Origin of the sequence: Paenibacillus tianjinensis, assembly GCF_017086365.1 — a bacterium.
GTDB classification, from domain to species: domain Bacteria; phylum Bacillota; class Bacilli; order Paenibacillales; family Paenibacillaceae; genus Paenibacillus_AQ; species Paenibacillus_AQ tianjinensis.
Window position 1 is genome coordinate 3,122,690 of the sequence record NZ_CP070969.1, and the last position, 23,991, is coordinate 3,146,680.

The 23,991-nt window shown below is 41.5% G+C and carries 29 protein-coding genes and 1 riboswitch; of the genes, 19 read left to right on the forward strand and 10 right to left on the reverse strand.

The window, feature by feature from the left end; all coding sequences use genetic code 11:
- Nucleotides 1–115 precede the first annotated feature (115 nt).
- From JRJ22_RS13795 to JRJ22_RS13825, 7 genes are all read left to right on the forward strand, one after another.
- A complete protein-coding gene (locus JRJ22_RS13795; RefSeq protein ID WP_206104906.1) occupies nucleotides 116–1,003 on the forward strand; it encodes a hypothetical protein in 888 nt (295 codons plus the stop codon).
- A 17-nt stretch (nucleotides 1,004–1,020) separates the two neighbouring features.
- Entirely contained in the window at nucleotides 1,021–1,596 is a 576-nt protein-coding gene (locus JRJ22_RS13800) for a hypothetical protein (protein ID WP_206104907.1), read from the forward strand.
- Between the two features lie 21 nt (nucleotides 1,597–1,617).
- Nucleotides 1,618–2,082, forward strand: coding sequence for a cytochrome b/b6 domain-containing protein (locus JRJ22_RS13805; protein ID WP_090714438.1), 465 nt, complete (start codon nucleotides 1,618–1,620; stop codon nucleotides 2,080–2,082).
- A 30-nt stretch (nucleotides 2,083–2,112) separates the two neighbouring features.
- Nucleotides 2,113–2,412, forward strand: coding sequence for a hypothetical protein (locus tag JRJ22_RS13810; RefSeq protein WP_068723309.1), 300 nt, complete (start codon nucleotides 2,113–2,115; stop codon nucleotides 2,410–2,412).
- 4 nt (nucleotides 2,413–2,416) lie between these two features.
- Nucleotides 2,417–2,794 (forward strand): hypothetical protein, encoded by a 378-nt coding sequence (locus JRJ22_RS13815; protein WP_090714439.1) that lies wholly within the window; start codon nucleotides 2,417–2,419, stop codon nucleotides 2,792–2,794.
- A complete protein-coding gene (locus tag JRJ22_RS13820; protein WP_206104908.1) occupies nucleotides 2,791–3,393 on the forward strand; it encodes a hypothetical protein in 603 nt (200 codons plus the stop codon). The genes JRJ22_RS13815 and JRJ22_RS13820 overlap by 4 nt, the downstream gene beginning before the upstream one ends.
- 86 nt (nucleotides 3,394–3,479) lie before the next feature.
- Nucleotides 3,480–5,144, forward strand: a complete 1,665-nt coding sequence (locus JRJ22_RS13825) for a multicopper oxidase domain-containing protein (protein ID WP_206104909.1) — start codon at nucleotides 3,480–3,482, stop codon at nucleotides 5,142–5,144.
- Nucleotides 5,145–5,221: 77 nt separating this feature from the next.
- Here the strand turns inward: JRJ22_RS13825 and JRJ22_RS13830 are convergent, their stop codons facing one another.
- The 3 genes from JRJ22_RS13830 to JRJ22_RS13840 are packed head-to-tail and all read right to left on the reverse strand — an operon-like array spanning nucleotide 5,222 to nucleotide 7,175.
- The gene (locus JRJ22_RS13830) at nucleotides 5,222–5,719 is read right to left on the reverse strand and encodes a hypothetical protein (RefSeq protein WP_206104910.1); all 498 of its coding nucleotides are present in this window, start codon (nucleotides 5,717–5,719) and stop codon (nucleotides 5,222–5,224) included.
- 34 nt (nucleotides 5,720–5,753) lie between these two features.
- Entirely contained in the window at nucleotides 5,754–6,887 is a 1,134-nt protein-coding gene (locus JRJ22_RS13835; protein ID WP_206104911.1) for a ParM/StbA family protein, read from the reverse strand.
- 24 nt (nucleotides 6,888–6,911) lie between these two features.
- On the reverse strand, nucleotides 6,912–7,175 hold the full coding sequence (locus tag JRJ22_RS13840; RefSeq protein ID WP_206104912.1) for a hypothetical protein: 264 nt from the start codon (nucleotides 7,173–7,175) through the stop codon (nucleotides 6,912–6,914).
- 270 nt (nucleotides 7,176–7,445) lie between these two features.
- On the opposite strand from JRJ22_RS13840, the gene JRJ22_RS13845 reads away from it, so the two are divergent.
- The 9 genes from JRJ22_RS13845 (at nucleotide 7,446) to tnpA (ending at nucleotide 15,883) form a co-directional block, all read left to right on the forward strand.
- Nucleotides 7,446–7,637, forward strand: a complete 192-nt coding sequence (locus JRJ22_RS13845; RefSeq protein WP_068723298.1) for a DUF2933 domain-containing protein — start codon at nucleotides 7,446–7,448, stop codon at nucleotides 7,635–7,637.
- Between the two features lie 130 nt (nucleotides 7,638–7,767).
- On the forward strand, nucleotides 7,768–8,484 hold the full coding sequence (locus JRJ22_RS13850) for a response regulator transcription factor (protein ID WP_206104913.1): 717 nt from the start codon (nucleotides 7,768–7,770) through the stop codon (nucleotides 8,482–8,484).
- The gene (locus JRJ22_RS13855) at nucleotides 8,474–9,859 is read left to right on the forward strand and encodes a sensor histidine kinase (protein WP_206104914.1); all 1,386 of its coding nucleotides are present in this window, start codon (nucleotides 8,474–8,476) and stop codon (nucleotides 9,857–9,859) included. Before JRJ22_RS13850 ends, JRJ22_RS13855 begins: the two co-directional genes overlap by 11 nt.
- Nucleotides 9,860–10,201: 342 nt before the next feature.
- Entirely contained in the window at nucleotides 10,202–10,534 is a 333-nt protein-coding gene (locus tag JRJ22_RS13860; RefSeq protein ID WP_206104915.1) for a four-helix bundle copper-binding protein, read from the forward strand.
- Nucleotides 10,535–10,596: 62 nt separating this feature from the next.
- Nucleotides 10,597–11,238 carry a class I SAM-dependent methyltransferase gene (locus JRJ22_RS13865; protein ID WP_232381138.1) on the forward strand — a complete coding sequence of 214 codons (642 nt, stop codon included), beginning with the start codon at nucleotides 10,597–10,599 and terminating at the stop codon, nucleotides 11,236–11,238.
- A gap of 111 nt (nucleotides 11,239–11,349) precedes the next feature.
- Nucleotides 11,350–11,919 carry a YdhK family protein gene (locus JRJ22_RS13870; protein WP_068723287.1) on the forward strand — a complete coding sequence of 190 codons (570 nt, stop codon included), beginning with the start codon at nucleotides 11,350–11,352 and terminating at the stop codon, nucleotides 11,917–11,919.
- Nucleotides 11,920–12,098: 179 nt separating this feature from the next.
- A complete protein-coding gene (locus tag JRJ22_RS13875) occupies nucleotides 12,099–14,324 on the forward strand; it encodes an AAA family ATPase (protein ID WP_206104916.1) in 2,226 nt (741 codons plus the stop codon).
- Between the two features lie 271 nt (nucleotides 14,325–14,595).
- Nucleotides 14,596–14,730, forward strand: a riboswitch (cyclic di-AMP (ydaO/yuaA leader).
- Nucleotides 14,731–14,734: 4 nt separating this feature from the next.
- Nucleotides 14,735–15,205: a C40 family peptidase gene (locus JRJ22_RS13880; protein ID WP_054940739.1), complete on the forward strand. Its 471-nt coding sequence runs from the start codon at nucleotides 14,735–14,737 to the stop codon at nucleotides 15,203–15,205.
- Nucleotides 15,206–15,409: 204 nt separating this feature from the next.
- A complete protein-coding gene (tnpA, locus tag JRJ22_RS13885) occupies nucleotides 15,410–15,883 on the forward strand; it encodes an IS200/IS605 family transposase (protein ID WP_054940740.1) in 474 nt (157 codons plus the stop codon).
- Nucleotides 15,884–16,168: 285 nt separating this feature from the next.
- Here tnpA and JRJ22_RS13890 read toward each other — a convergent pair whose 3' ends face one another.
- The 5 genes from JRJ22_RS13890 to JRJ22_RS13910 form a co-directional block, all read right to left on the reverse strand.
- Nucleotides 16,169–16,726 carry a TVP38/TMEM64 family protein gene (locus JRJ22_RS13890; RefSeq protein ID WP_090714456.1) on the reverse strand — a complete coding sequence of 186 codons (558 nt, stop codon included), beginning with the start codon at nucleotides 16,724–16,726 and terminating at the stop codon, nucleotides 16,169–16,171.
- Nucleotides 16,727–16,864: 138 nt separating this feature from the next.
- Nucleotides 16,865–17,254, reverse strand: a complete 390-nt coding sequence (locus JRJ22_RS13895) for a NusG domain II-containing protein (RefSeq protein WP_232380836.1) — start codon at nucleotides 17,252–17,254, stop codon at nucleotides 16,865–16,867.
- A gap of 257 nt (nucleotides 17,255–17,511) precedes the next feature.
- A complete protein-coding gene (locus tag JRJ22_RS13900) occupies nucleotides 17,512–17,829 on the reverse strand; it encodes a hypothetical protein (RefSeq protein ID WP_206100165.1) in 318 nt (105 codons plus the stop codon).
- A gap of 57 nt (nucleotides 17,830–17,886) precedes the next feature.
- A complete protein-coding gene (gene ku / locus JRJ22_RS13905; RefSeq protein WP_206100166.1) occupies nucleotides 17,887–18,708 on the reverse strand; it encodes a non-homologous end joining protein Ku in 822 nt (273 codons plus the stop codon).
- A gap of 88 nt (nucleotides 18,709–18,796) precedes the next feature.
- Nucleotides 18,797–19,138 (reverse strand): helix-turn-helix domain-containing protein, encoded by a 342-nt coding sequence (locus JRJ22_RS13910; RefSeq protein WP_054940744.1) that lies wholly within the window; start codon nucleotides 19,136–19,138, stop codon nucleotides 18,797–18,799.
- A gap of 135 nt (nucleotides 19,139–19,273) precedes the next feature.
- Between JRJ22_RS13910 and JRJ22_RS13915 the strand changes: the two genes are divergently transcribed.
- Entirely contained in the window at nucleotides 19,274–19,594 is a 321-nt protein-coding gene (locus JRJ22_RS13915) for a Mu transposase C-terminal domain-containing protein (protein ID WP_206100167.1), read from the forward strand.
- 11 nt (nucleotides 19,595–19,605) lie between these two features.
- Here JRJ22_RS13915 and JRJ22_RS29745 read toward each other — a convergent pair whose 3' ends face one another.
- A complete protein-coding gene (locus tag JRJ22_RS29745) occupies nucleotides 19,606–19,818 on the reverse strand; it encodes a helix-turn-helix domain-containing protein (RefSeq protein ID WP_082451823.1) in 213 nt (70 codons plus the stop codon).
- A gap of 155 nt (nucleotides 19,819–19,973) precedes the next feature.
- On the opposite strand from JRJ22_RS29745, the gene JRJ22_RS13925 reads away from it, so the two are divergent.
- Nucleotides 19,974–20,660, forward strand: coding sequence for a TnsA endonuclease N-terminal domain-containing protein (locus JRJ22_RS13925; protein WP_206100168.1), 687 nt, complete (start codon nucleotides 19,974–19,976; stop codon nucleotides 20,658–20,660).
- Between the two features lie 300 nt (nucleotides 20,661–20,960).
- On the opposite strand, the gene JRJ22_RS13930 is transcribed toward JRJ22_RS13925, so the two are convergent.
- Nucleotides 20,961–22,181, reverse strand: coding sequence for an IS256 family transposase (locus JRJ22_RS13930; RefSeq protein ID WP_206100169.1), 1,221 nt, complete (start codon nucleotides 22,179–22,181; stop codon nucleotides 20,961–20,963).
- A gap of 262 nt (nucleotides 22,182–22,443) precedes the next feature.
- On the opposite strand from JRJ22_RS13930, the gene JRJ22_RS13935 reads away from it, so the two are divergent.
- Nucleotides 22,444–23,988 carry a hypothetical protein gene (locus JRJ22_RS13935; protein WP_206100170.1) on the forward strand — a complete coding sequence of 515 codons (1,545 nt, stop codon included), beginning with the start codon at nucleotides 22,444–22,446 and terminating at the stop codon, nucleotides 23,986–23,988.
- Nucleotides 23,989–23,991 lie beyond the last annotated feature (3 nt).

Genomic DNA, 23,991 nt, shown 5'->3' on the forward strand with positions numbered 1-23,991 from the left:
GTTATAAAAACATGTTATGCCCATCAATTCTACATACTTTCCCCAAAGTCAGTTGGTATCCTTAGGCTACATCAAAGAAAACAAATAACATTAATATTAAAGGAGGTGAAAAAGGTTGAAAGCATTACGCAGCACGATTGGCTTCCTTCTCCTTGTCATCATTGTAGCAAGTTTAGGTTATATCGGTTGGTATGCCAACGATAAAGGGTTAATCTCGTGGAACAGGCAAAGTACCTCGACAACAAATTCGAATGTCCATAATCAGCATTCGGTATCCGCTGCACCCGAAGGAACATCCACTAACCCAGTCACCACGCTGAGGGAAAGAGTATCTGCAGCCCAGCAATCGATGAAACAAATGGCTACCAATATGATGGCGTATCCGTCAGAAGCCGTATTAAATGGGTCTTCTGTTAACGACGGTGAAACAGGAGGAAATGCCTCACAACAAGCGGTGCCTGGATCGATTCAAGTTCAAAAGGGCATCTACTCCTTATCAGAAAGTGTGTATTTATTAGCACAGCTGGAGCAAACACTGGATAATGGAATGGGGTTTACTGAATCGTCAAACCCGACGTATGAAACGTATCAGTTCCGTTATAACCTGCTGCTACAAAGCCAAAAAACGCTTAGCGAGGTGAATACAAAGCTCAATGAAGCTAAGAATGGTATTCTCTTAAACGGAACAGGAATGATGGGTAGCCATAATATGCAGGAAACGAGTAAAGCCATCTATGATATGGCGCAGACGGTGATGGGTATAACTAGTTTGAATCAGTGGGTGGAGCAGCAGATTCAACAAACCGTCTCACAAGCCCAGAATGTGTTGGCCGCGAGTACCTCCAATCAAGACAGCAGCATCTTCAATAGACTTGGAACCCCAAGTCTCATGATCCTAATCGTGGGTATCTTTACAATTTTGTTGGTAGTCGCTCTCGTTGGCGTGATCGGCAGTATACTAACCCCCCGTCCGGAAACGGCCAGTGCCGAAAATCACCTTTAACTTAAGGAGGAAGTAAAATGATGGATATGAATATGTCCGGAGGAACGCAAGGAACGCTGAACTACATCGGAAATTATCAAGGGATGGAAATGGAAGGCGTTTCAAGTACGGGAAGCATCATTTCCGGCATTCTGGGAACGGTGACCCAACTGCTTTTAGTGGCTCTGATTCTCAGTCTGGTGGTTGGACTCGCCATTTGGGTGAAAAACAAGTACTTTAAGGAATCCTATAGTAGAGCGAAGACCGTAGTCGGAAATGATCCTATGCTTAAGACCATTTTCGTTCTGGCAACTACGCTTATTGGTGTCATAGTTGTGCTGTATCTGCTGGGCATCGTACTGAATGGCGGATTTAATGCTGGTGGAATGGGCATTGTAGGTTCTTGGAGTGTAGCCGGCATATTAACGTTTTTTGTAAAACTGCTGACTATTCTGTTTGTGATCGCTTTGATTGCCTTCCTATATAACTATGTTAAGCAAAATGTAAGCCAGTCTACAATCAATGCAACGAATGGTGCGGTTCTCACAGCAGGTGTGGAACCAAAAACGAATCGGACAGATGTAACGCCGGAAGGCGAAACGAAAAAAGACTAAATGAATCGCAGGTGATCGTTTATGAAGTTTGATTTTATCCTCCATTGGCTCTGGGCGCTGGTATTCTCGGTACTGGCCCTTAGTGGAATCGCTATGGCTGGAGCCAAGTATGGCTGGTTGATGCAATATGATATCGCGATGGCGGATATCGTACACCGGATAGCGGCTATCGTGTATGTACTGCTCACTTTCATTGTGATGATGTACGAGATCATCCGCATTCTTCGCCGGGATAAAACCAAAAAGCCTTGGCTTGTGTTCGGACCATCCGGGTATGGACTGTTCACCTTCATCACAACACTCATCTTCATCATTACCGGTGCGATGATTTGGCTCTTTATGGACAGCAATCATGCAGCTACCGCGTTTTCACTTTGGATTCATGAAAAACTGACTTATCTGGCTGTAGCAAGCGTGATATGGCACATTTACATGAAAACCCATGCGCTAACATGGCCTAAAAAAAGGGCTGCAAAACCTAAATAATGATTGCTCAAGGGAGAGAGGGCCTTTATCATGTGGATGCAAAAAAAGTGGTTCAAGCTATTCATCTGGTTTGTAACCACCTCGTTCTTCTTCGCTCTTGCCGCCATACTCATTTCCATGTTCAGGTTTGGACCAACAGAACAAGAGGTGATGCAGTTTATGATGGGCATGATGAAGGCCATGGATTCCTCTCTGATGGGGCTGTCGATGCAAGTGAAAGAGGACACAAACATACACAGTCTAATGAACCAGAGCATCGCTTTTGCCTTTCCGTTATTGTCTATAAGTATAGCGGCTGGAGTGTACGTACGGTGCAGAAGAAAGGTGTAAAACCATGTTTAAAAAGCAGAAAATGCCGTTCTGGCAACTCACCGCCGTTTTTGCTGTCATTTCGGTGCTCGTGGTTGCCCTATCCTGGGGAAACCGCACGGAGAATGCAGCTCAAATGGACACATCTATGGCCGATATGATGAAGAGCGAAAGTTTATCCAACGCTACGATCCCTGATCTGTTTACATACGAAGGGATTGCAGCAGGCGCGGGGAATGGGAACAGCCAGCATGAGGGCCACCATGATCAACAGGGAAAACTGTATACCATCCATATCGTTACCACTGCGTTGCTTCTTCTAACAATGCCAATGATTATTGCCGGAGCAGTATTTCTAGCGATCGTATGGCCGAAGCCGTTAAACGGGAGGAAGAGGAAATGAATGTTCTAGGTTCATTTGGCAATCTGTACATGGCCATTTTACTGATCTTGCTTTCAGCCGGGCTCATTTTTACTGTCTATGAGATGGTAAAAAAAACAGTTGGCTATATCAGCGAGAGCCGGGGGCAAAAAGGAACTACAACTTCTAGCAAATTTGGAGGAATGACAATAATGAAAAGTAGTGGTTGGTTAAAATTAGCGGTATTTTCGTTTTTCGGACTTATCATTTCTGTAGTACTGCTCAATGTAACAAATCCGACTGCAGCATCTTCTACAAATGATCAACATAGTCTGCACGTAAACGGTACTGCAAACGCGACAGGTACGATGGGGAATATGAGCGGGACGGTGAATGGAACGGTCAACGGGACGGTCAACATGGACCAGATGAATGAAGTGATGCAGCGCATGAATCAGCTTCAGCAAGATATGATGATGATGCAGCAGCAATATATGAACGGTATGCAGTCACAATCCAACATGAATATGGGGTCGTCCGGCGGTATGAGCGGTTCTGGAGGTATGATGGATGATGATATGGATATGAACATGGGCGGCAGTAGCGGAAGCAGCAGCAGCGGCGGCATGGGCATGATGTAATTTAAGCGGGAACGGAGCAGCGTTCGTCTTTATTGACCGAACGCTGCTTTTTTAAATCATCTATCTTTGAATAGGAGGAAGACAGATTGAGCAACAGAAGTTTGGTATGGTTGCTTTTCATTGCATTGATTCTTGGTGGAACGGCAGCCGGCCTTTATATGAATGGAACCTCTGCAGCTGGTCAGAGCTCAACCGGCATGGCTCCCCAAGCTACGGATGATATGTCATCCATGGATCATAGTGCGCATGGCACATCTACAAATGTAACGGAGGAGGAAACACCTGTACCAAGTTCCACTCCGACTGCTATCGTACCTGCACCGACATCGCCCGTTACTCCAGGGCCAGAAAACACGACTGCCCCTTCAAGTGAGCCTACGGCGCTGGAACCAAAAGAGGGCCAGCCGGTAAAAGGGTTTTCTCTTACAGCCATGAACCGTACTTTGACCATTGCTGAAGGGATAACGCTGCCTCTATGGACATTTAATGGCACCGTTCCAGGGCAGGAAATTAGAGTCACACAAGGGGATTTTGTGGTTGTTACCTTGAAGAATGAACTGGAGGAGCCGGTATCCATTCACTGGCATGGGTACCCGGTCACCTCAGAGGCGGATGGCGTTCCCGGGGTGACACAGGAGGCAGTGAACCCTGGAGAAACCTTCACATACCGCTTCTCGGCCGATATACCGGGAACCTACTGGTATCATTCTCATCAGGAAAGCTCCAAGCAAGTAGACAAAGGACTTTACGGCGCACTGATCGTGGAACCCAAATCAGAGCCTAAACCGGATCAAGATGTGACTCTCCTCTTAGACGAATGGATGGAAGAGCAGGAAACCTCCAGCCACAGCGCTCATGGCTCTTCATCTCAAGCGATGAGCGAAGAAGAGATGATGGCCACGATGTATAACATTTACACGGTTAATGGGAAATCGGGTTCTTTAATCGATCCCTTGACGACCAAGGTAGGGGATACGGTTCGCTTACGTTTGATAAATGCCGGGTATCGCTCGCACGCCATTCATATTCCCGGAGAATTTAAAGTGGTCAGCTCAGATGGTCAGGATATAGCTGAACCAGGAGTACTGAATAACCAAATGGTTACGGTGGCGCCAGGAGAACGTTACGATATAGAAATGACCATCAAGACTAAAGAAGACTTTACGCTGGATGCACATGACAATAATTTGTATAACGATCAGTTGGTGATTCCGGTCAAAGTTGCCGGAAGTAATGGAGTAACCAGCAAGATACAGCATGAAAATATACCGGTTTTCAATTTGCTTCAATATGGAAAACAGGTAAATACGGATCTGCGAACAGTAAGTTCCTTTGCAGTGGAGTATACCGCCATTTTGAATTCTAAAATGAATGGGAATGAGCAACAGTACACGATCAATGATCAGGTGTTCAAGGATCTTCCTGCTCTTCAGGTCAAGACGGGGGATTATGTTAAATTGACGCTTCAAAATGATGATACAGTAGACCATCCCATTCATATCCATGGCCATTTTGCTCAAGTGATCGAGCGAAATGGGGAACTGGTTAGGGGTACGATTATGAAAGATACCGTGCTGGTCAAACCAGGGGAAAAGGTTGTTTTGGTCTTCAAAGCAGACAATCCTGGTAACTGGTTGATTCACTGTCATGAGCTTCATCATGCAGCGGGAGGAATGGTTCAGAAATTGATCTATACGGATTACAAGTCCGCCTACACGCCAGGTTCCTCTGAAGGGAATAAACCTGAATAAAAGAGTGATTCTTAAATATTCCCCCATAAAAAGTGAAGAGGGTGTAAGAACTTTAGTAAGTTCTTGCACCCTCTGCTTCATTCACCATCTAAAAAGAACCCCACTAACTTGGCATGATACGGATTTGTGATCTGAAAAGGGGGTGTATTCGTGCCGCTTTTATCAGGGGCGGTTTTTTCTGCAAATTCTAGTTCTGCACATTCTAGTACAGAAGAATCACTGGATGGGGGGTGTGCACCCTGGTTTACCGTCACTTCATTTGTTATATTGCAGCTGGAATGACTTCGAGTTACAGCATCAGGAACATCTTTGATAAGCTGTAGCAACCAACTGGTTAATAGCTGCTTGGTGAAGGGATGTTGAATCCATTCCAGGTGGTCTTTTCCAAGATACTCCGGTAGTGGAATCGTCACACTCGGCTTTGTCACAGCTATGGATCGTTCAATGGATTCGATGAATATAGCTGCGATTTTACTTTGAAAAAGGGACTTATCCAAATGCTCCAGGTCAACAAGAAAGTCAATAACGCTCTGGGAAGTGTGTTCGGGTAGATGAATCGTTAGCTTGCGCTCCACTGCCTGCGATCTGGAAATCTCCATGTCTTGTTCCCTAATTGGCGGTGTATTGCTCATTCTTAACTTTCAGGTACACTTTCAGTAATTTGAAATACGCTCTAGCGATCATCCAAATTGAATCTTTTGTACTGACAAACCGCAGCGGATAATCTTCCTCAAGCTCGTTGATTCTCTCGATGTACGGTCTTAAAAGCAAAGATCCACCGCCAATTTGATACGAAACTCGAATACTGGGGACCTTGTTCCACGTGCTCCGGATCAGTTTATACTCCTCACGAGCGATTTTCATCAGCCCTTCATCGACAATGGACTGAATACCGGTACGTTTACCTCGAAACCAAACGTGATACCGTTCTTCTTCATTCTCAGTGGTTATGACTTCAATGAGCTGCTGACGATTTATGAAACGGTACCCCGTTTCTGTGTATACGCGATCCATGATTTCATCCAAATAAGGAGAGACTCCTTCTTTGATTCCGTCCGAATGGATATTGTCTACTGCTCCATCCTCTAAAATGATTGCCGCATCAGTCGATAGTCCGCCAATATCGTTAATTAATACGTTCATATGAGTGAGTTCTTCATTGCGAACCGAACCGTCATCATGAGTCGTTAAATCAATCAAAGCAACATGTCCTTCAATATTGACCAGTACTTCTTCAAAATGAATGCGTATTGTTCTACCACCAATGGTCGGCGTAATATGGAAACGGACCTCATGAGTACCCGATTTCAGTTTTTGTTTGAAAAGCTTGCGTTTACCACGTTTTGCTTCACTTAGTGGAAGTCCCGTGGATAAATAATAAGTCACTTCAGTAACGCCATTTTGATTTGGAGAAGCCATTGCAGCATCATAAGCTAACGCGGTTAACAACATTACAATGGGCTGGTCGGCTTCTGATTTATCACTAATCGTAGTCAATTCGTCGTTATGATCATATCCGCCGGCGAGATGACCTACCGCATAAACACCTTGTCCCCGTTTCAATGCGTCAGAAATGATCTCAACATGAAGCCCATCCAATGGGTGTTTCTCAAGCTCCACTATGTTTCGGGAAAGACCGATTTCGGCGATAACGTTCGGAATAAGGAGCTCGTTCTCTAATTTCTCGAAGTAAGCTTTTAATGAGTCATTGCCGATATCCACTGCTGCTTGCCGGATAACCATCGTTGTTTTCCTCCTTATGTACCTTTAGCGATTGGTTTTCAAATCGTTTTGATCATTAAAAAAATGACGCTTTACATACGCTTGAGTAATAGGATTGTCTTTTAGTCCCTCATTGGAGTGTTGCTGTGGTTGAATGGGCTGGTCTTCAGTTAAAATAGGTGAAGTTGTGAAGAAAGCGGTTAATGTAAATAATCGGGCTATTCCCATGAATACCACAATAGCTGTCAATAGAATGAGCAAAAGGAGACACAGAAGAAGGAGTTCCGAAAAAAAGACGTTCAAGTTCAAATGACCATCTCCTTTAGTACGATCCGTTTAACCATCAGCATATAACTCACTCCCTTTGGCACAAGTTTTTATCAGATTTAGGTAAATTATGCCATAAAAATATGTTGAAATGATGTAGATATGAAGAAGATTTCACTTCTTCAATTGCTTATTGTTTTTTCTGTAAAATAGAAAAGTTCACGATTCACGCATGCTTTCAACATACATTCCACATACTCAAACTTTAAAATAAAAATATAAATTTAAGGAACTTTCATAGGAGGATTTCAAATGGAATGGTCTACATTACTCGTGCTGGTATGTCCTGTCATGATGATTGTTATGATGTTTACAATGAAAGGGGGACACTCTCACGGCTCCCCAAATCATCGTGTTGCAGCTGAAAGCCTGCATGACCAGTTGGTCGATCTGAAAGCTGAAAATGAGCGAATTAGCAAAGAACTGCAGAGTTTTAAAAAATAGATGGACAGAATATGCCGTAAGCGAGTGTCGCTTACGGCATTCTAATGTAGAACCGTTCACTCATCTACACATTTTCAACACATTAATTTTGTAATATTAAAAAAACAGATAAATTTGAGGTGAATGTTCAGTGTCGAAACTCCAGGTATTAATTGTAGATGATGAATGGAATATGAGAAATTTGCTGCGGATTTATTTAATGAAAGAAGGTTTTGCGATTAAAGAAGCATCCACGGGGCAAGAAGCCTTGGCGCTGGTCCAAGCCCATTCCTTTGATGTCATTATTCTAGATGTTATGTTGCCCGATATGGATGGTTGGCAAATCTGTAAGCGTATCAGAGAACTTGTGAAAACGCCGGTTTTATTCCTGTCAGCGCGAACTGAGACTAAAGATAAGATAAAAGGTTTGGGTATCGGAGCGGATGATTACTTGACCAAGCCATTCGATTCAGAAGAATTACTGGCTCGAATTTTCTCGCTGATTCGTAGATCAGTGATGAACCAGGAGGTAATTCCTCAACCGTCGCGCATGCTTCAATATCCAGACTTTGTAATCATACCTGAAGCCCGTGAAGTCCGGATTTGTGATGAATATGTAGAATTTACTCAAAAGGAATTCGATTTATTGGTGTCTTTTGCGCAGAATATCCAAAAAGCATTTACAAGAGAAGAATTAGTGGAACGGCTATGGGGCTATGATTTTGAAGGGGAGTTCAGAGTCGTCGATACGCATATCAAAAACATCAGAGAAAAGATGCATTTGGCCGGCTTGAAATATAACCCGATCCAAACGGTATGGGGGGTTGGCTATAAGTTTTATGTTCCGGGAGATGCCAATGAAAAATAACCGTATCGGCTTAAAATTAGGATTTGTTATTATCACGGTGTTTCTAATCGTATTGGTGTTTCTGGGCTTTACTATAGACCGTTTATTCACAAGTTTTTATATCGATCGGATGCGTACGGAGAATGAGGAATTGGGTTCTCATTTTGCGGTCATGGCCCAATCGGATAGTACTTCTGGTGAAATGATGAAAACTTTTGCAGAATTCTCGAACGTCAGTATTTTTAACGTCAATGCCAATAGTGAGGTAATTCTACACTCAGGAACGCATGACTCTTCCGATCGAAAGATAATTCGAAGCTCGGATCTGGAAAGAATCTTTGCAGGAAAGAAAGTCAATTTCTTATATACCGAACCTTCCGGAATTCGTTACTTTGTTTCCGGACAACCAATCTATGTGAAAGACGTAGCGGCCTCCGCCCTTTATGTCATGTCTTCCACCGAGAAAATGGAACAGTCATTACTTGCGGTCCGTAATCTTTTGATCTTGTCAGGGATTGGCGCTTTTTTATTGGCTCTCGGTATTACATGGATAATAGCCCAGTATTTATCCCGGCCTTTACTTAAAATGCAACAGGCCACACGGAAGATCGCTGCAGGGGACTTGGAAACACGTCTTGATATTAACAGCAATGATGAAATGGGCAGCTTGGCGCATGCAATCAACGATCTTGCTGTGGATCTTCAGCGATATCGGGATACAAGGCAAGAGTTTTTCGCTAATATTTCTCATGAACTCCGGACACCGATCACCTATTTGGAAGGCTACTCTCAGGTTCTCCAACAGGAACTTTATGAAACCGTAGAGGAGAAAAACAAGTATCTGGGAATCATTCATGACGAAGCGTTACGTTTGCAGCACTTAGTTGAGGACCTTTTTGATTTATCGAAAATGGAAGAAGGGAAGATTAATCTTGAGCTAGACTGGGTGAATATGTCTGATTTAACGCAGCAGGCGGTGCGAAAAGTGGAGCTCAAGGCAAGAGAAAAAAGCCTTAGCCTGAAATACAAGGAAAACGGTATGATGAAAAAGATTCGCGGAGATAAAAAGCGGATGGAGCAAATAATCCTTAATCTTTTGGAGAATGCAGTCCGTTATACCGAAAAAGGCGAAATTAACGTCTCTCTCTCATATACCAGCAGTGCTTTTCTCCTGGTCGTGGAGGATTCAGGGATTGGTATTCCAAAAGACGAAATCCCATACATTTTTGAACGCTTTTATCGTGTAGAAAAGTCTAGATCACGCCAATATGGAGGAACGGGCTTAGGACTGTCCATAGTGAAAAAACTGGTTGAACTGCAGGGCGGGCAAATTACAGTAACAAGTGTAGTAGACAAAGGCACACGGTTTGAAATTCAGTTTTACCAGCAGCCATGACGTTAGGAGGCAGGCTAATGAAAAAAGTGGAATGGCTAATTGCTGTTCTTTTGATCGGAATGGGTATAAGTTGCATGACGATATCCGCGGTATCCTTTCAAAGTCCCATAATACAAGCAAGTGGGATCATAAAATTGGTAACATGTTTTGTTTTTATCGGGTTATTGAGTTTCGTTTCTTTAAGGATTTATAAAGCTCGAAAAAAACATTGAGACAAAGACTGTTTATTCGCTAAATTGTAAAACTCAATTTTTTCACAAAAACCACATTAAATCTTCATACTTTCAGGTTAATTAAAGATAGCTACACCTCATTCAAACACCGAAAGGAGAAGTTTATTTCATGACACAAGAACAGTTACAGGAGTGCATTGATGAATGTCTACGTTGTATGCAGGCTTGCAATTACTGCTACAAATCTTGTTTGGGGGAAGAATCCGTTGATATGATGAAGGATTGCATCCGTCTCGACCGAGAGTGTGCGGATATCTGTGCCTTTACTGCTCAGGCCTTGTCTCAACACAGCACCTACTCCACGGAGCTGTGCAGACTGTGTGCTGACGCTTGTGAACGATGTGGTAATGAATGCAGTAAACACCATCATTCGGCTCATTGTCAGAAATGTGCTGAGGCCTGTTTCCGATGTGCGGAGGTTTGCCGTAAGATGATCGCTTAACTTAACGTTTGACTTTAAATGAATCAGATGAGCAAGGTAGTTATGTTTCCCTTGCTCATCTGATGTCAAAAGGAACAGGAAAGGGTATAAGGAGAGTATGGATGGGTAGGGACACTCAAACGATTAAGAGACGATATGACCGAATAGCTCCGCTTTTTCATCGTGTGGATGGAAAAATGATGAGGAGTTGGCGCAAAGAACTGTTAAGCGGCCTACGGGGGAATGTACTAGAGGTAGGCATAGGAACAGGTGCTAATCTTTCCTATTATCCACCCACTGTTCGCTTAACCGGGATTGATTTTAGCCCAAAGATGCTACAATATGCCGAACAACGTGCAAAGGAACTGAATATCGACGTTACTTTAATGGAGATGGATGCTCAAAATTTAACTTTTGAAGATCAGACATTCGACTACATAGTAGCGACTTGTGTGTTTTGTTCTGTCCCCGATCCGGTTCAGGGCATGAGAGAAATGAAGCGAGTGTGTAATAAAGAAGGGGAGATCAGGCTGTTAGAACACATGAGGAGTGAGCATCCAATGGTTGGGAAGCTAATGGATCTGCTTAATCCCCTTACAGTTCGTATCAGCGGGGCCAACATTAACCGGTATACGTTAAAGAATGTGGAATCAGCCGGCTTGATCATACAAAAAAGCGAGCCTTTATGTACAACCATTGTAAGACGATTGCTCTTGAGACCGTAATCAGCCGACTTCCCACGTCAATGGTATGAAATCTGTTTCGTTGGAGACGATAATGCATACGCGTTAGTCTGCATAAATTTCACAATTCACCTATGAAGGAGTGTTATTAATATGAAAAAAGGTTTGTTCATTTTAGCTACAGCGCTGGTGGTCGTCATCAGTGGCTGTGGAAATACCGCAAATAACGGAAATGAAGCGTCCAATACACCCAATAACGCTGCATCCAGCATGAATCATTCAGAGATGGAACATGAGAATATGACAAGTGAAGTGCCTGAAGGATTAAAAGAAGCCGCTAATCCGGAGTATAAGGTCGGCGATCAAGTCATTATTACCGAGGGACACATGGCCGGGATGAAGGGAGCTACCGCAACCATTGTAGGGGCTTATGACACTAATGTCTACGCGGTATCGTATACACCCACTACCGGAGGAGATCCGGTTACTAATCATAAATGGGTTATTCAGCAAGATTTAAAAGATGCAGGAGACCAGCTTTATGCGCCTGGCACAGAAGTGGTGCTTAACGTTGATCATATGCCTGGTATGAAGGGGGCTACCGCAACTGTAGATACAGGTGAGCAAACAACCGTATACATGGTTGACTATACCCCGACAACAGGCGGAGAGCCAGTAAGAAATCACAAATGGGTAACCGGTGATGAGTTAAAAGCGAAGTAAACGAAGATGAAAAAAAGCAGCCCCTGGAGGCTGCTTTTTTTTAATAAATAGAGGAATATCTTTGCAAAAATTGACGGAAATTACCGATGGAATCAGTGGATGAATGATATAATAATATTGGATTTTCGAAAAAATACATGAGGAATACAGGGGAATAGCATTACAAGGGGGATCAAAGTATGATTAGGGAGATTGCCGTTAAAAATGTGGCTACCTATAGTAGTGAGGGTGTACTTTACAGTGACCTGAAAAAAATTAACTATTTTTACGGCTCGAATGGCAGTGGGAAAACAACCTTATCTAATGTTCTTAAACAAATTGAACTTTATGCTGATAGTAGGATATCCTGGGTTTCCCAGCCATTAAAAACAGTGGTGTATAACCAAAAGTTTGTCGAGGAAAATTTCCACCAAGATTCAGATATCAAAGGTATCTTTACTTTGGGAAGAGAATCAACAGAAATTAAAAAAACCATCCGGGACAAAAAAGACTTAGTTGATAAAGTAGTTGAGGAAATTCGTCGGTTAAGTTCTAATCTAGAGGTCAAACAAAAAGAGTCTAAACAAAACGAGGATGAGTTTACCGACGATTGTTGGAAATTAAAGCGGAAATATGACGATATCTTTTCAGTGGCCTTTTCGGGTTTAAGAAACAATAGAATAAACTTTATGAAAAGATGTAAGCAAGCACCGACAGGCGGACTAATATGTGCTCTAGCAGACCTCCAAGCGCGAGTACAGAAATTGTTTAATGGTTCAAATGAGAAGCTACCCTTTCTTGAAAAGATTAAAATAGAGCATCTGTCTGCGGTATGCAATCACCGGATTTTTCAGACCCCTATCATTGGTAAACAGGAAGTCGATATTGCTGTGCTTATATCCAAGCTAGCGATTAGTGACTGGGTTAAACAAGGACATACACATGTTTCTGAAGCGGAAGGAGTATGCCCCTTTTGCCAACAACAACTCCCTGAGGGATTTACCGAAAAACTCAATGATTACTTTAATGAACATTACGAAAAAGAGATGATTGAACTCCAAGATCAAGTTGAACAGTATAAACGGTATTATCATTATCTTGAAAATCAAGTGCAAGAGTTATTATTGACCGACAAGAAAAATACATATTTGAATCTCGATCTCATTTCGCAACAATATGAACTGATCCTTTCGAAAAATGCACATAATTTGGACTTGTTCCAGCAAAAGCAAACTCATCCCAGTCATCCAATCGAACTGTTAACTATTGCGGCTTTCGTCGATGTGATCAATGAAGAAATCGTCCGAGCGAATGAACAAATTCAGCAGCATAATACTTTTATAGAGAACCGAGTGGATGAAGGGAATAAATTGATAACCCAGATTTGGGATTTTATCTGGAGTGAGAATCAGCAAAATCATGAGAAATATGTTCGTATAGATTATAGAACAGGACGAGCAATCGACAACCTTTCTGTAACATTAGCCCAAAAGAAGAATGAAAGAGTCGCATTGGAATCCGAAATTCACAGGCTGGAGGCTCAGATTACGAGTGTAATCCCCTCTGTAAACGAAATGAATCGGTTACTGAGGGCCTATCATTTTACTAATTTCAAATTCGCTCATACACAAAATCAAGGGAATTATCGGTTAATCCGCTCAAATGGTGAGGACGTTAATCAAACATTAAGTGAAGGCGAGAAAACGTTTGTTACCTTTCTTTATTTTATGCACTTATTAAACGGTAGCAATAACAGTGATTTAATTACTGAGAATAAAGTTGTTGTGATTGATGACCCAATTTCAAGCTTGGACAGTAACGTATTGTTTATCGTAAGCAATCTGATTTCCAAACTTATAGAAGATGTACGCAACGAAGAAAGTAATATCATTCAGTTGTTTCTTCTAACGCATAATGTCTATTTTCACAAGGAAATTACGTTTTCAAAAAACCGGCCCAAAAATGGCGCTAGGATGGCGGATGAGACATTTTGGATTATCCGAAAATGGAATGATGTAACCGAATCAACCCCGTATAACAGCAACCCGATTAAAAGCTCGTATGAGTTAATGTGGCAGGAATTAAAGTCAGCCAATCACAGCTCTTCCATCACCGTTCAGAATTTGATTCGTAGAATCATTGAAAATTATTTTAAAATCTATGGTAATTACAGCGATCAGGACATTATTGATAAATTCGAGGAGGATGAGAAGGTCATATGTAAATCCTTAATCTCCTGGGCCAATGATGGTTCTCACTTTGCAGGAGATGATTTGTATATCGAGCACCCGATGGATACAGTCAGTAAGTACTTACGGGTATTTGAAAAGATATTCGTGGTTACACATCATCATGCCCATTATAAAATGATGATGGGAATTGAAGAATCTCTGGGATCGGCTTTGGAACAAACACAGGTATCGTAATCGAAAACGTAATATCAATTAAACGACATATACGGGATTAGAAGACGAGGAGGAAGTAACTACTCGTCTTTTTATATACACCAAAGATATTGGAATATATTACAAAAACGTTACTATTGTTTCAGACAAAGAATGATATTGAGTGGTTATTATAAAGCAAAAATATGGAGAAACAATGAAGAAAGTATGTAGAAAATACGTTAATAGTTAAATTTTTAGAAGGATTGACAGGGGGGCCTACTATCTATTAAAGTGTTAATAGTTACAAAATATTAATAAGTTGCCGAATTTCAGCGTTGAAAACGGGGGAACCATTTTTTGGGTGAATTATTCTTGCATAAAAGGGAATATAGGGAACCTTTAACCGAATCCTCAGCTAACTCCGTAGGCATTGAAGGGAGAACAAGTTTCTGAAGAAAGTCATCGTATCCATGTTGGCAGCCTCATTTATATTTGCTTCTGCAGCACCAGGTACATATGCTAGCGAGGTAACCTTGGACAGTGTTGTGAATCGGGTCGTAGGAACCCCTTATCTTTATGGAGGAACCACAACTTCAGGCTTTGATTGTTCCGGATTTATTCTATATGTACTTAAGAAGTTCAATGTAGATGACCTTCCGCGCACTTCTCAATCGCAGGCTAAAACTGGCATTCCTGTAGCCAAAGATGATTTACGTGAGGGTGACCTCGTCTTTTTTAACACATTTGGTTCTGGAATTTCGCATGCGGGCATTTACGTAGGTGATAACAAGTTCGCTCACTCTTCCAGCAGTAAGGGCGTAAGAATCAGCAGCTTGTCAGAGGCGTATTATAAGGAGCGATATGTAACAGCTCGCCGTGTAGTCAGTGAAAACAGCTATTCTGAAATGGTGAGCCGTTAATTGAAAGTTTTCTGCATGTGGAGTAATGAAGATCGCCTCTAACTAGAGAGGCGATCTTTTTATTATGGCTTTAGCCAGTTGAGTGCGTGAAACGCGCGAAACAAAAAACCACCCGCTATGCGGGTGGAGGGACTGAGGGTTTGACCACTAAGACCATTCCGATAGAATTGAGATGTTCAGGCTCAAAGGAAGGAATGGTCAAAGATGGCAAACAAGAGCTATAGTCTAGCTCACACGAAGTGGATGTGCAAATATCATATCGTGTTCACCCCGAAGTATAGACGGAAAGAAATATATAATCAAGTGAGGAAAGATCTGATCGAAATCTTCAAGCGTTTATGTAAATACAAAGGAGTAGAAATCATAGAGGGACATATGATGCCGGATCATGTGCACATGCTGGTAGCGATACCGCCGAAGATCGCTGTGTCCACGTTCATGGGATATCTGAAGGGAAAAAGTTCGCTCATGATCTTTGAGAAGCATGCGGGGTTAAAGTACAAGTATGGGAATCGGAAGTTTTGGGCGGAAGGATACTACGTGAGCACAGTGGGACTAAATGAAGCCACGGTAGCCAAATATATCCGTGAACAAGAAGCACATGACCAAGCGATAGATAAACTGAGTGTAAAAGAATACGAAGATCCATTCAGTGACAAAAGGAACAAAAAGAAGTAAGCCCGTTTAACGGGTGAGTGAAGATGACAAATAACACTGAGCCTAAACAATGTGTGGTCAGGCTAGCGTCTTTAGGCGCAGTTTGGCAACAAGGGGTTATACCCCTAGAGCAAACCACCCGTTGGACGGGTGGTCCTGATTTGAATAGGCTATTCTTATTCCGTAAGCTTGTTTGAGGATTGTTCTTATTGAGAAGTAGGGTAAGGTACATGCGATGGATTCTCATGATAAGTATAGAAAGGGCTGTCTCAGCGTTGTTAACTAATAAATTTTTATTCCCTGTACTTAGTAGTGTCTTCTTTTACTAACCGTGAAAATGATTAGAATGAGTACGATACTTATTAAAATCAAAGCCACACTGAGATATTCCTTGCTGAGAATCAGCAATTGCTGAATAGAATAAGCCTCTATAATCAGAGCTGGCAGCTTTCCAAGCATAGTTGCTAATCCAAAAGTGACCCAGCTAACACGACTAACGGAACTCGATATATTAACCAATCCTGAAGGGATAAACGGGAGTATTCTTAAAGCAAGAATAAGAAAGAATGCTTCATAACCAGAAGTTTGTTGAAGTCTCTTCAAATATTTATTCTCATTTTTTATACCTCGTATTAAGGACAAGAACCCCCTGCGATAGAGAACAAAGCTAACAATTGCCCCAAGCACTTCTCCGAAAAAGGAAATCATCATTCCGTTGAGAAAACCGAAAAAGGTGATGTTAGCTCCTGTGAGAAATACACTAGGGATGAATGCAAAAATGCTTATTAATATATTTAAAACCAGACTTAAGATAATGGCGAAATAACCACTTTCACCTAACAATTCAACGATGTGCGTAGTCATACAAAATCCTTTCCTTTTTTATTTGAGATAACCTGAGCTCATTATAACAGGTAAATAAAAAGCTAAACATAGATCTCTGATTCTACGTTTAGCCCAATATATGTGCTTATGGAATAGTTCGTTTTTTATTTAAGAAAGTTATAGGATCGCATCTATATCATCAGTTGAATTAGGCTTTACTTCAACAATCATTCGCAGAGGTAGGCAAATGATAGATTGTCTTGGTCTTGATATTAAACCAAAGCTAAAACAGATTTTTTGCGGGCAGTCCGATTCAATTACTTCGATCCCTCTATCATGAACTTTGAGTATATCGTATCCTCTTTTTGTTTGAATCTTGATAATTTGGGGCTCATCCGTGAGTTCTACCTCTTTATATAGTTTATTATCTATACGTATACTTGCATAAGTACCGGTATTGGGCTGGTCCTTTCTAAGCAACTCTACTCCTAAAAGAGTCAGGGCTATTAGCAAAATACATGTGATAAGAATTAAATCCGCTTTCTTAATGCCAATTTTCTTCATCATCTTGTTCATCTCCAGCTTAACAGATAGTCTCATAGTATCTGAAAATAGTGTGTAAACTATGTGGAGGTATTTAAAAAATCAGAAAACCGTGTTTTTCTTATTGTGCGAAGAAAATAAAGTATAAGACCGGAGTTGTTGATTCTATGAGGCCTTCTTAATGAAAATTGTCAGGCACAAAAAATAAAAAGTAGACTGAGACATCAAGAGGGTGTCCAAAAAGAATCAGACCAGAAAGTATTAGACTGAAGAATGCACTGCTACTGGCCGATGTAGCCGGTTGCCAATTGCTGAGCCCGGGCGCTTCCGAAAAAACTAGGAGTACGAGCTGAAGCATGTGAAGCAGCTGGCCGGTGTAACTGGAGCTGACGATCCCCCGGCGCCCGGCGCTTCCGAAGAAGCAGGAGCACAAGCTGAAGCATGCGCTGCCGCTGGCCGGCGAACCAAAGCTGGTGATCACGGCGCGAGGAACTTCCGGAGAACCAGGAGCGCGAGCTGAAGCATGCGCTGCCGCTGGCCGGTGTAACCGGAGCTGCTGATCGCGGCGTCGAGTCTAATACTTTATTTCCTTTCAACACATATTACTGGTAAAGCAATCAAAAAAGAGCGCCTTCAGCTAAGGAGCTCTTTTCGTTTTATCCCAACTTTTCTTCACTATTCTGAGCAACTTGCCTTGGCTTTGATTTGCTCTTACTCATTTTAACACTTTTCTGAAGCGCCTCCAGTAAGTCAATAACTACCTCAGCTTCTTGTGTTGGTTTAGAGATGATCTGTTGACCAGCAATCTTAGATTGTATGGCTGCTTGTAGTCTTTCTTGTTCAGGATTGGAGAGAGAGGCTATATCCGATTTACCTGACATCCCCTTAACTATCTGCAAGGCCAGCTTCAGTTGGTTTTCATCAATAGAAGTACTGTTTGATAAGTTTGGGACATTAGTGATCGGTCTAATCTCATTAGCATAGTGCATGGTGGCCAGTTGAATGCAATTCCCATTAAGAGGTTTCATTACACATAGTTTCGTATTTGAGCGAAGAGTAAGTTTGCCTATTGCCAATCGTTTAGAAGTCTCAAGAGCCTTTAGAAATAAGAAGTACGCATTACTTCCATGGGTATCCGGACCAAGGAAATAAGCTTTCTGAGTAAACATCAGGTCAATCTGATCCTCTTTGATAAAATCAATGATGTTAATTCTTTTGCTGGATTCTTCTTGAATTTTATCCAATTCTTCTTTTTCAAAAGTTACATACTGATTTGTATCAATTGGATATCCCTTGATAATTGCCTCCTGTTCTACGGAAGTGCCACAAGAGGGACAAAACCTCTGATTTTTAATTGATCCATGGCAATTACGATGAAGCAACTGAAGAGCAATCTCTTTCTCTTCGGTTGCTGCATAGAGTTTGACGGGTACATGTACGAGCCCAAAGCTGATGGCACCCTTCCATATGGTATGCATAGAAAATCCCTCCTAACATTTATTAGGAATTCATTCCCATATTTATAAACAAATAAACCGCAACCCAGGGCGAGGCTGCGGCATACTTCTATTTTTCGAAAAACTCATCTAAGAATAGTTGGACTTTGCGAAGATCGCTTTTCTTTAAACTCATCAGGATATCAACCAATTGATTTAACATGATGTCTTTTTCATTTAGTACTGATTTTTGATGTCTTGTATAGGAGAACAGATCGATAATAGGTACCTCTAATGCGTCAGCAATTTTAATTAAATTGATTAGGGTAATATTTTTTTCTGCTCTCTCGACGCCGCCTATGTAGGAAAAATGAAAGCCGGACTTTTCACCCAGCTGTTCTTGTGACAACCCTTTTGATTTACGGATATCACGGACACGCTGTCCTATCTTCTTCATTACGGAAGTTTCCATTGTTACACCTCTTGATGTAAGTGTAAACAATGGGGAAGAAGCGATACATGTATGTATATAAGTCATTTGATATAAATAATATGTATAAGTATCATTTATTTCGGATTTGGCGATAGTATTAATGAGGTGATGGACGTGCAAATAACAGAGCGTTTGGAAGTTAGTGTAGCTTATATAACTGCTAAAGGAATTAAATTTAATGATTTATACTATACAAACGGGAAGATGATTCAGCTTGGTTGGTTTGAAAGAGCACTAAAAAAAGGGGAGTGGAAGGTCCCCATTATTTACGACCCTATAGATGTTTCAGAAATATATATATTACATCTATATCAAGTAATAAATGCTTCCGCAATAAATTTGAGCGATCAAAAGATTAATTCAGATATCCAAAAGTTATATTTTGAAGCGGTTCAATTATTGAAAACCAGGCTGAAGGGAGACAGCAAAGAGTAGAGTTAACCTACTTAGGGCATTAAGTCATGTATAGAAATTTTGAGGGCATCAGCAATTCGATACAAGTAATGAATTCTCACTGGTTGGCGACCAGCCTCGATGTTTGTAATGGTAGGTCTGGAGAGTTGAATCATTAGTGATAGAGCTTCTTGAGTTAATCCAAGCTTTTCTCTGTTTATGCGTATTAAATCACCAATCTCTCTATAACACGAACTACTATTCATACATAAAAGCTCCTCTCGTAATCTATTAACCCTAGTATTGCCGGATTACAAGAGAAATAGAACATTATTTTCAACTTTAAAGCCTATGATTAAAAGTTATACAAATAGGAAATACAGATGTATAAAATCAAAAAGGTTTAGGAATGAAACATTAAATGAAAAATCGACAGTTACCCTATATCCCTATTGTCATGCCTAGAAGTAAGAAGTATGGAAGCAATTACTGGAACAGTAGGGGACTTAAAGTAGACAGAGATGTAATTCTCTATAGTGATCTTGAATATGACCATTGGGTGAGAATGGAGACTACTCCAGATGTGATCGAATATTGTGAACAACCATTAGAAATCAATTATGTTCTAAATGAAAAACGACATAAAACGATATTTGATATGTGTGCGCTTCATAAGAATGGTATTCGGATTTTTATTGAAGTGAAATATGAGAAAGACCTGAAACCAACAAGCCGGAAGTACGATGTTACCATGCGGCAGATTGAAGCACAGAGGGAATGGTGCCGCCTTAATGACGTACTACACGAAGTAAGAACAGAGAAATACATCAGGACAGGCCCATATGCAATAGAAAACCGGTTGAAAATTTTAAAGAGTATAACAAATCAAAAAGTACCGCATTTTCTTCAGGATGTCTCCGATAGTATTGGTAACCACAAGATAAGTATCAGAAATCTCGGTAAAAATTTGATGAGCTTAGGTTCATACGATGTGTTTTTGGCTTGTTATTGGCTTTATTATATAGGGACAATCAACGCTGACTTAGACTCAGCAATTTGGAATCTGGATATGGAGGTGTGGAAGGTTGAGCCGAACAAGAATCATTGAAAACCCACATCTACTTCCAGAGCAAACGAATCCTGATTTATGGCCAATAGTGGATGAACTGCTCTTGTCTAAAGAGGAGAGAGAGATTTATACAATGCGCAAAAATGCTGTTGTACTTTATTTCAAGGGGTATGAGCTAAAAAATATTCAAGTACAGACAGGAGTTCACCCCAAGAATCTGCGAAGACTCGTACAGCGGTGCATTTCTGTTTCAGATGATGGTCTCGTTTGGGGGGGTCTGTCAATAATTTTGTGTAAACTCTTTTAAGCACAGATTCCCCCGAGGGGGAAGTCGCGAATCTAACGCAAGTGTTGACCGACCCGGTCTGGGAAAAATACCGAAAGCTGGAGCAGCATTTGGCCCCAGTTTTGGACACGTCCAGTCCATTTTCGAGTGACATCGACGGTGGCCAGATAGAGCATTTTTAGCAGAGCTTCATCGGTAGGAAAGATGCTCTTTCCTTTGGTTACTTTACGAAGCTGACGGTGGTAACTCTCAATCATATTGGTGGTGTAAATCAGTTTACGTATCTCAGGCGGGTACTTGAAAAAAGTAGCAAGTTCGTCCCAATTCGTCCGCCACGAACGGATAATGAGGGGATATTTCGCCCCCCAGACTTCCTCAAAACGGTCGAGTTCAAGCAAGGCACCTTCCTCGGTAGCTGCCTTGTATATAGGCTTTAAGTCGGCGGTCACCTTCTTAATATCCTTGTAAGACACGTACCGTGTAGAGCTGCGGATTTGGTGAATAATACACTTCTGGATTTCAGTTTGGGGATAGCAGGCCGCAATCGCTTGAGAGAACCCGGACAGGTTATCCACACAGATAATGAGAATGTCCCCCACTCCACGATTCTTGAGTTCATTCAGCACGCTGAGCCAGAACTTGGAGGACTCGTTCTCACCAATCCACATGCCCAGCACGTCTTTGTTTCCGTCCAGATCAATGCCAATGACCATGTAGGCAGCCTTGTTGATAATGGCCCCGTCTTGCTTGACTTTGAAGTGGATCGCATCCAGATAGACAACAGCGTAAACGCCTTGCAGAGGCCGATTCTGCCATTCTTTAATGAGAGGAACAATCTTATTTGTGACATTGGAAATGAGCGTAGGCGACACCTCAATGCCATACATCTGCCCCAGGTGATCCTGAATTTCTCGGGTACTAATCCCTTTGGCGTACAGAGCGATGATTTGCTCTTCGATGCCGGTTACGTTCGACTGATGCTTCTTGACGACAAGTGGCTCAAACTCACCCAGACGGTCACGAGGGATAGCGATTTCCTGTTCCCCGTACTCACTGACAACCGTTTTACGGCTCTTTCCGTTACGGCTGTTTGGCGTGAGCTTCGCCTTCACTTCATGCTTTCCGTAGCCTAAATGAGTGTCCATTTCGGCTTCCAGCATCTCCTGAATCGTCTCCGCAAATAGCTCTTTTAGAGCATTCTGCGCATCCTGTGCGCTTACCAAGTTGTTTTCCTTAATAAATTCCCGTAACTGTTGTTTTGTCCAAAGTCCCATGTGTTCTCCCCAACCTTTCTCTTACTTCCATTTTAATGGGTTTGAGAGTTTACACAATATATTTTACAGACTCGTTTGGGGTTTCAGAGCACTAATTCCTCAAAAGAAGGTCAAATCCTATCAGCTCAGTTTAACAAGTAAGAAGAAAAATCCAAGCAGAAAAACAGGTGAATTTAAGCTTCTACTGGAAACTTTCCCAACTCTCCAAGAATTAATTAAAGATTTGTTCCTCGGGAACCACCGCCGCACCTTAGAACCAGCTATGAAACCCCATCATATTCATAAAAAATTTATAGAAGAATGCAGAAGTTTAGGTATTCCCTTAAACCAATATCCTTTTAATACTGATCATTTGGGTTTTAAGGCACTGCAAAGGTACTTAAGCAAATTAAGCTGCCTTTATTTCGGGAAGGGCAAGTCTCGATATGGACAAGATGCCATTACAAAGGCTAAACATACTGGCGAAGGGGAACAGAACCACCCTTCTACATTGCACCCATATCAAAAAGTACAATTTGATGCTCATCGTATTGATGGCTTTTTTATAATTGAAGTTATGACCCCAGAAGGTGACCTGGTTCTAGTCGTGCTTGAACGCTTTTGGATATTAACATTGATTGATGTGGCTACAAGAGCTGTTCTAGGATATGCCATTAGCTTAAACAAAGAATATAGCGCAATTGACGTAATGCATTGCTTTCGAAATGCTGTTATTCCACATGAAAAAGTTACGATCGCTATGGATGGCCTCAAATATAATGAAACCGGTGGATTCCCTTCTGAGGTTTATCCATCTTCTACAGCCTGGGCTGTTTGGGATGTAATTTGCTTTGATAATGCAAAATCTCACTTAGCCAATTTAGTACAAGATCGGCTTAAACATCTGATTGGATGTGATATTAATTTAGGACCTGTAGCATTACCAATGAGAAGAGGGATTATTGAACGATTTTTTAAAATCTTGGAAGAAACAGGTTTTCACCGGCTTCCCAATACAACGGGTAGTAATCCCCATGATCCGCGGAGAACTGATCCGGAAGAGAAAGCTCTTAAATACAAAATGACCTTTGATCATCTTAAACAACTCATTGATATCCTTATATCTGATTACAACGGTAAGCCCCATGGAGGAATATATCATCAAACGCCCCTTGAACTTCTTGGAAAACGTTTGAACGCCGGATTACTACCGAGACAATTAGAAGAAGAATTACGCAAGGAGGTGTTATTTATGCAAGTAACAAAATCAGCAACGATCAGAGGTTCATTAAAATCCGGTAAGAAACCATACATCCAATATCAGGGAGTAGAGTACAGAAGCGATAAGCTTAGCCAATCAGCGCATCTGCTTAATACAGAGCTCATCATACATATGAATGTGGATGATTTACGAACGATTAGGACATTTCTTCCAGATGGAAGTGAATTTGATTATCTCACTGCAGTCGGAAAGTGGTCTATTACTCCTCATTCGTTACAGACACGTAAAGCAATAAACTCTTTAGTTCGACGGCGTTTAATTTATCTTACTACTTGGGATGACCCGATATTTATTTATACTGAGTACCTAAGAACGAATGCGACAAATGGAAAGAGGGGAGCTGCAAACAAGTTTACGCAGGTAAAAGAATCAGCCCAAAAAAGAAAAACGGTCAATGAACCTGAAGGCCAGACAGACGCATTAGAGAAAGCTGAAGAGCGAAATGCTGCTCTTGAAAGAGCCAGAGAGCATACAAAGAAAGAACAAGCTACTAAGGAATATGCTGAATATAAAGATTTAATGAAGTTGTATAAAACGAAACTATAAGTA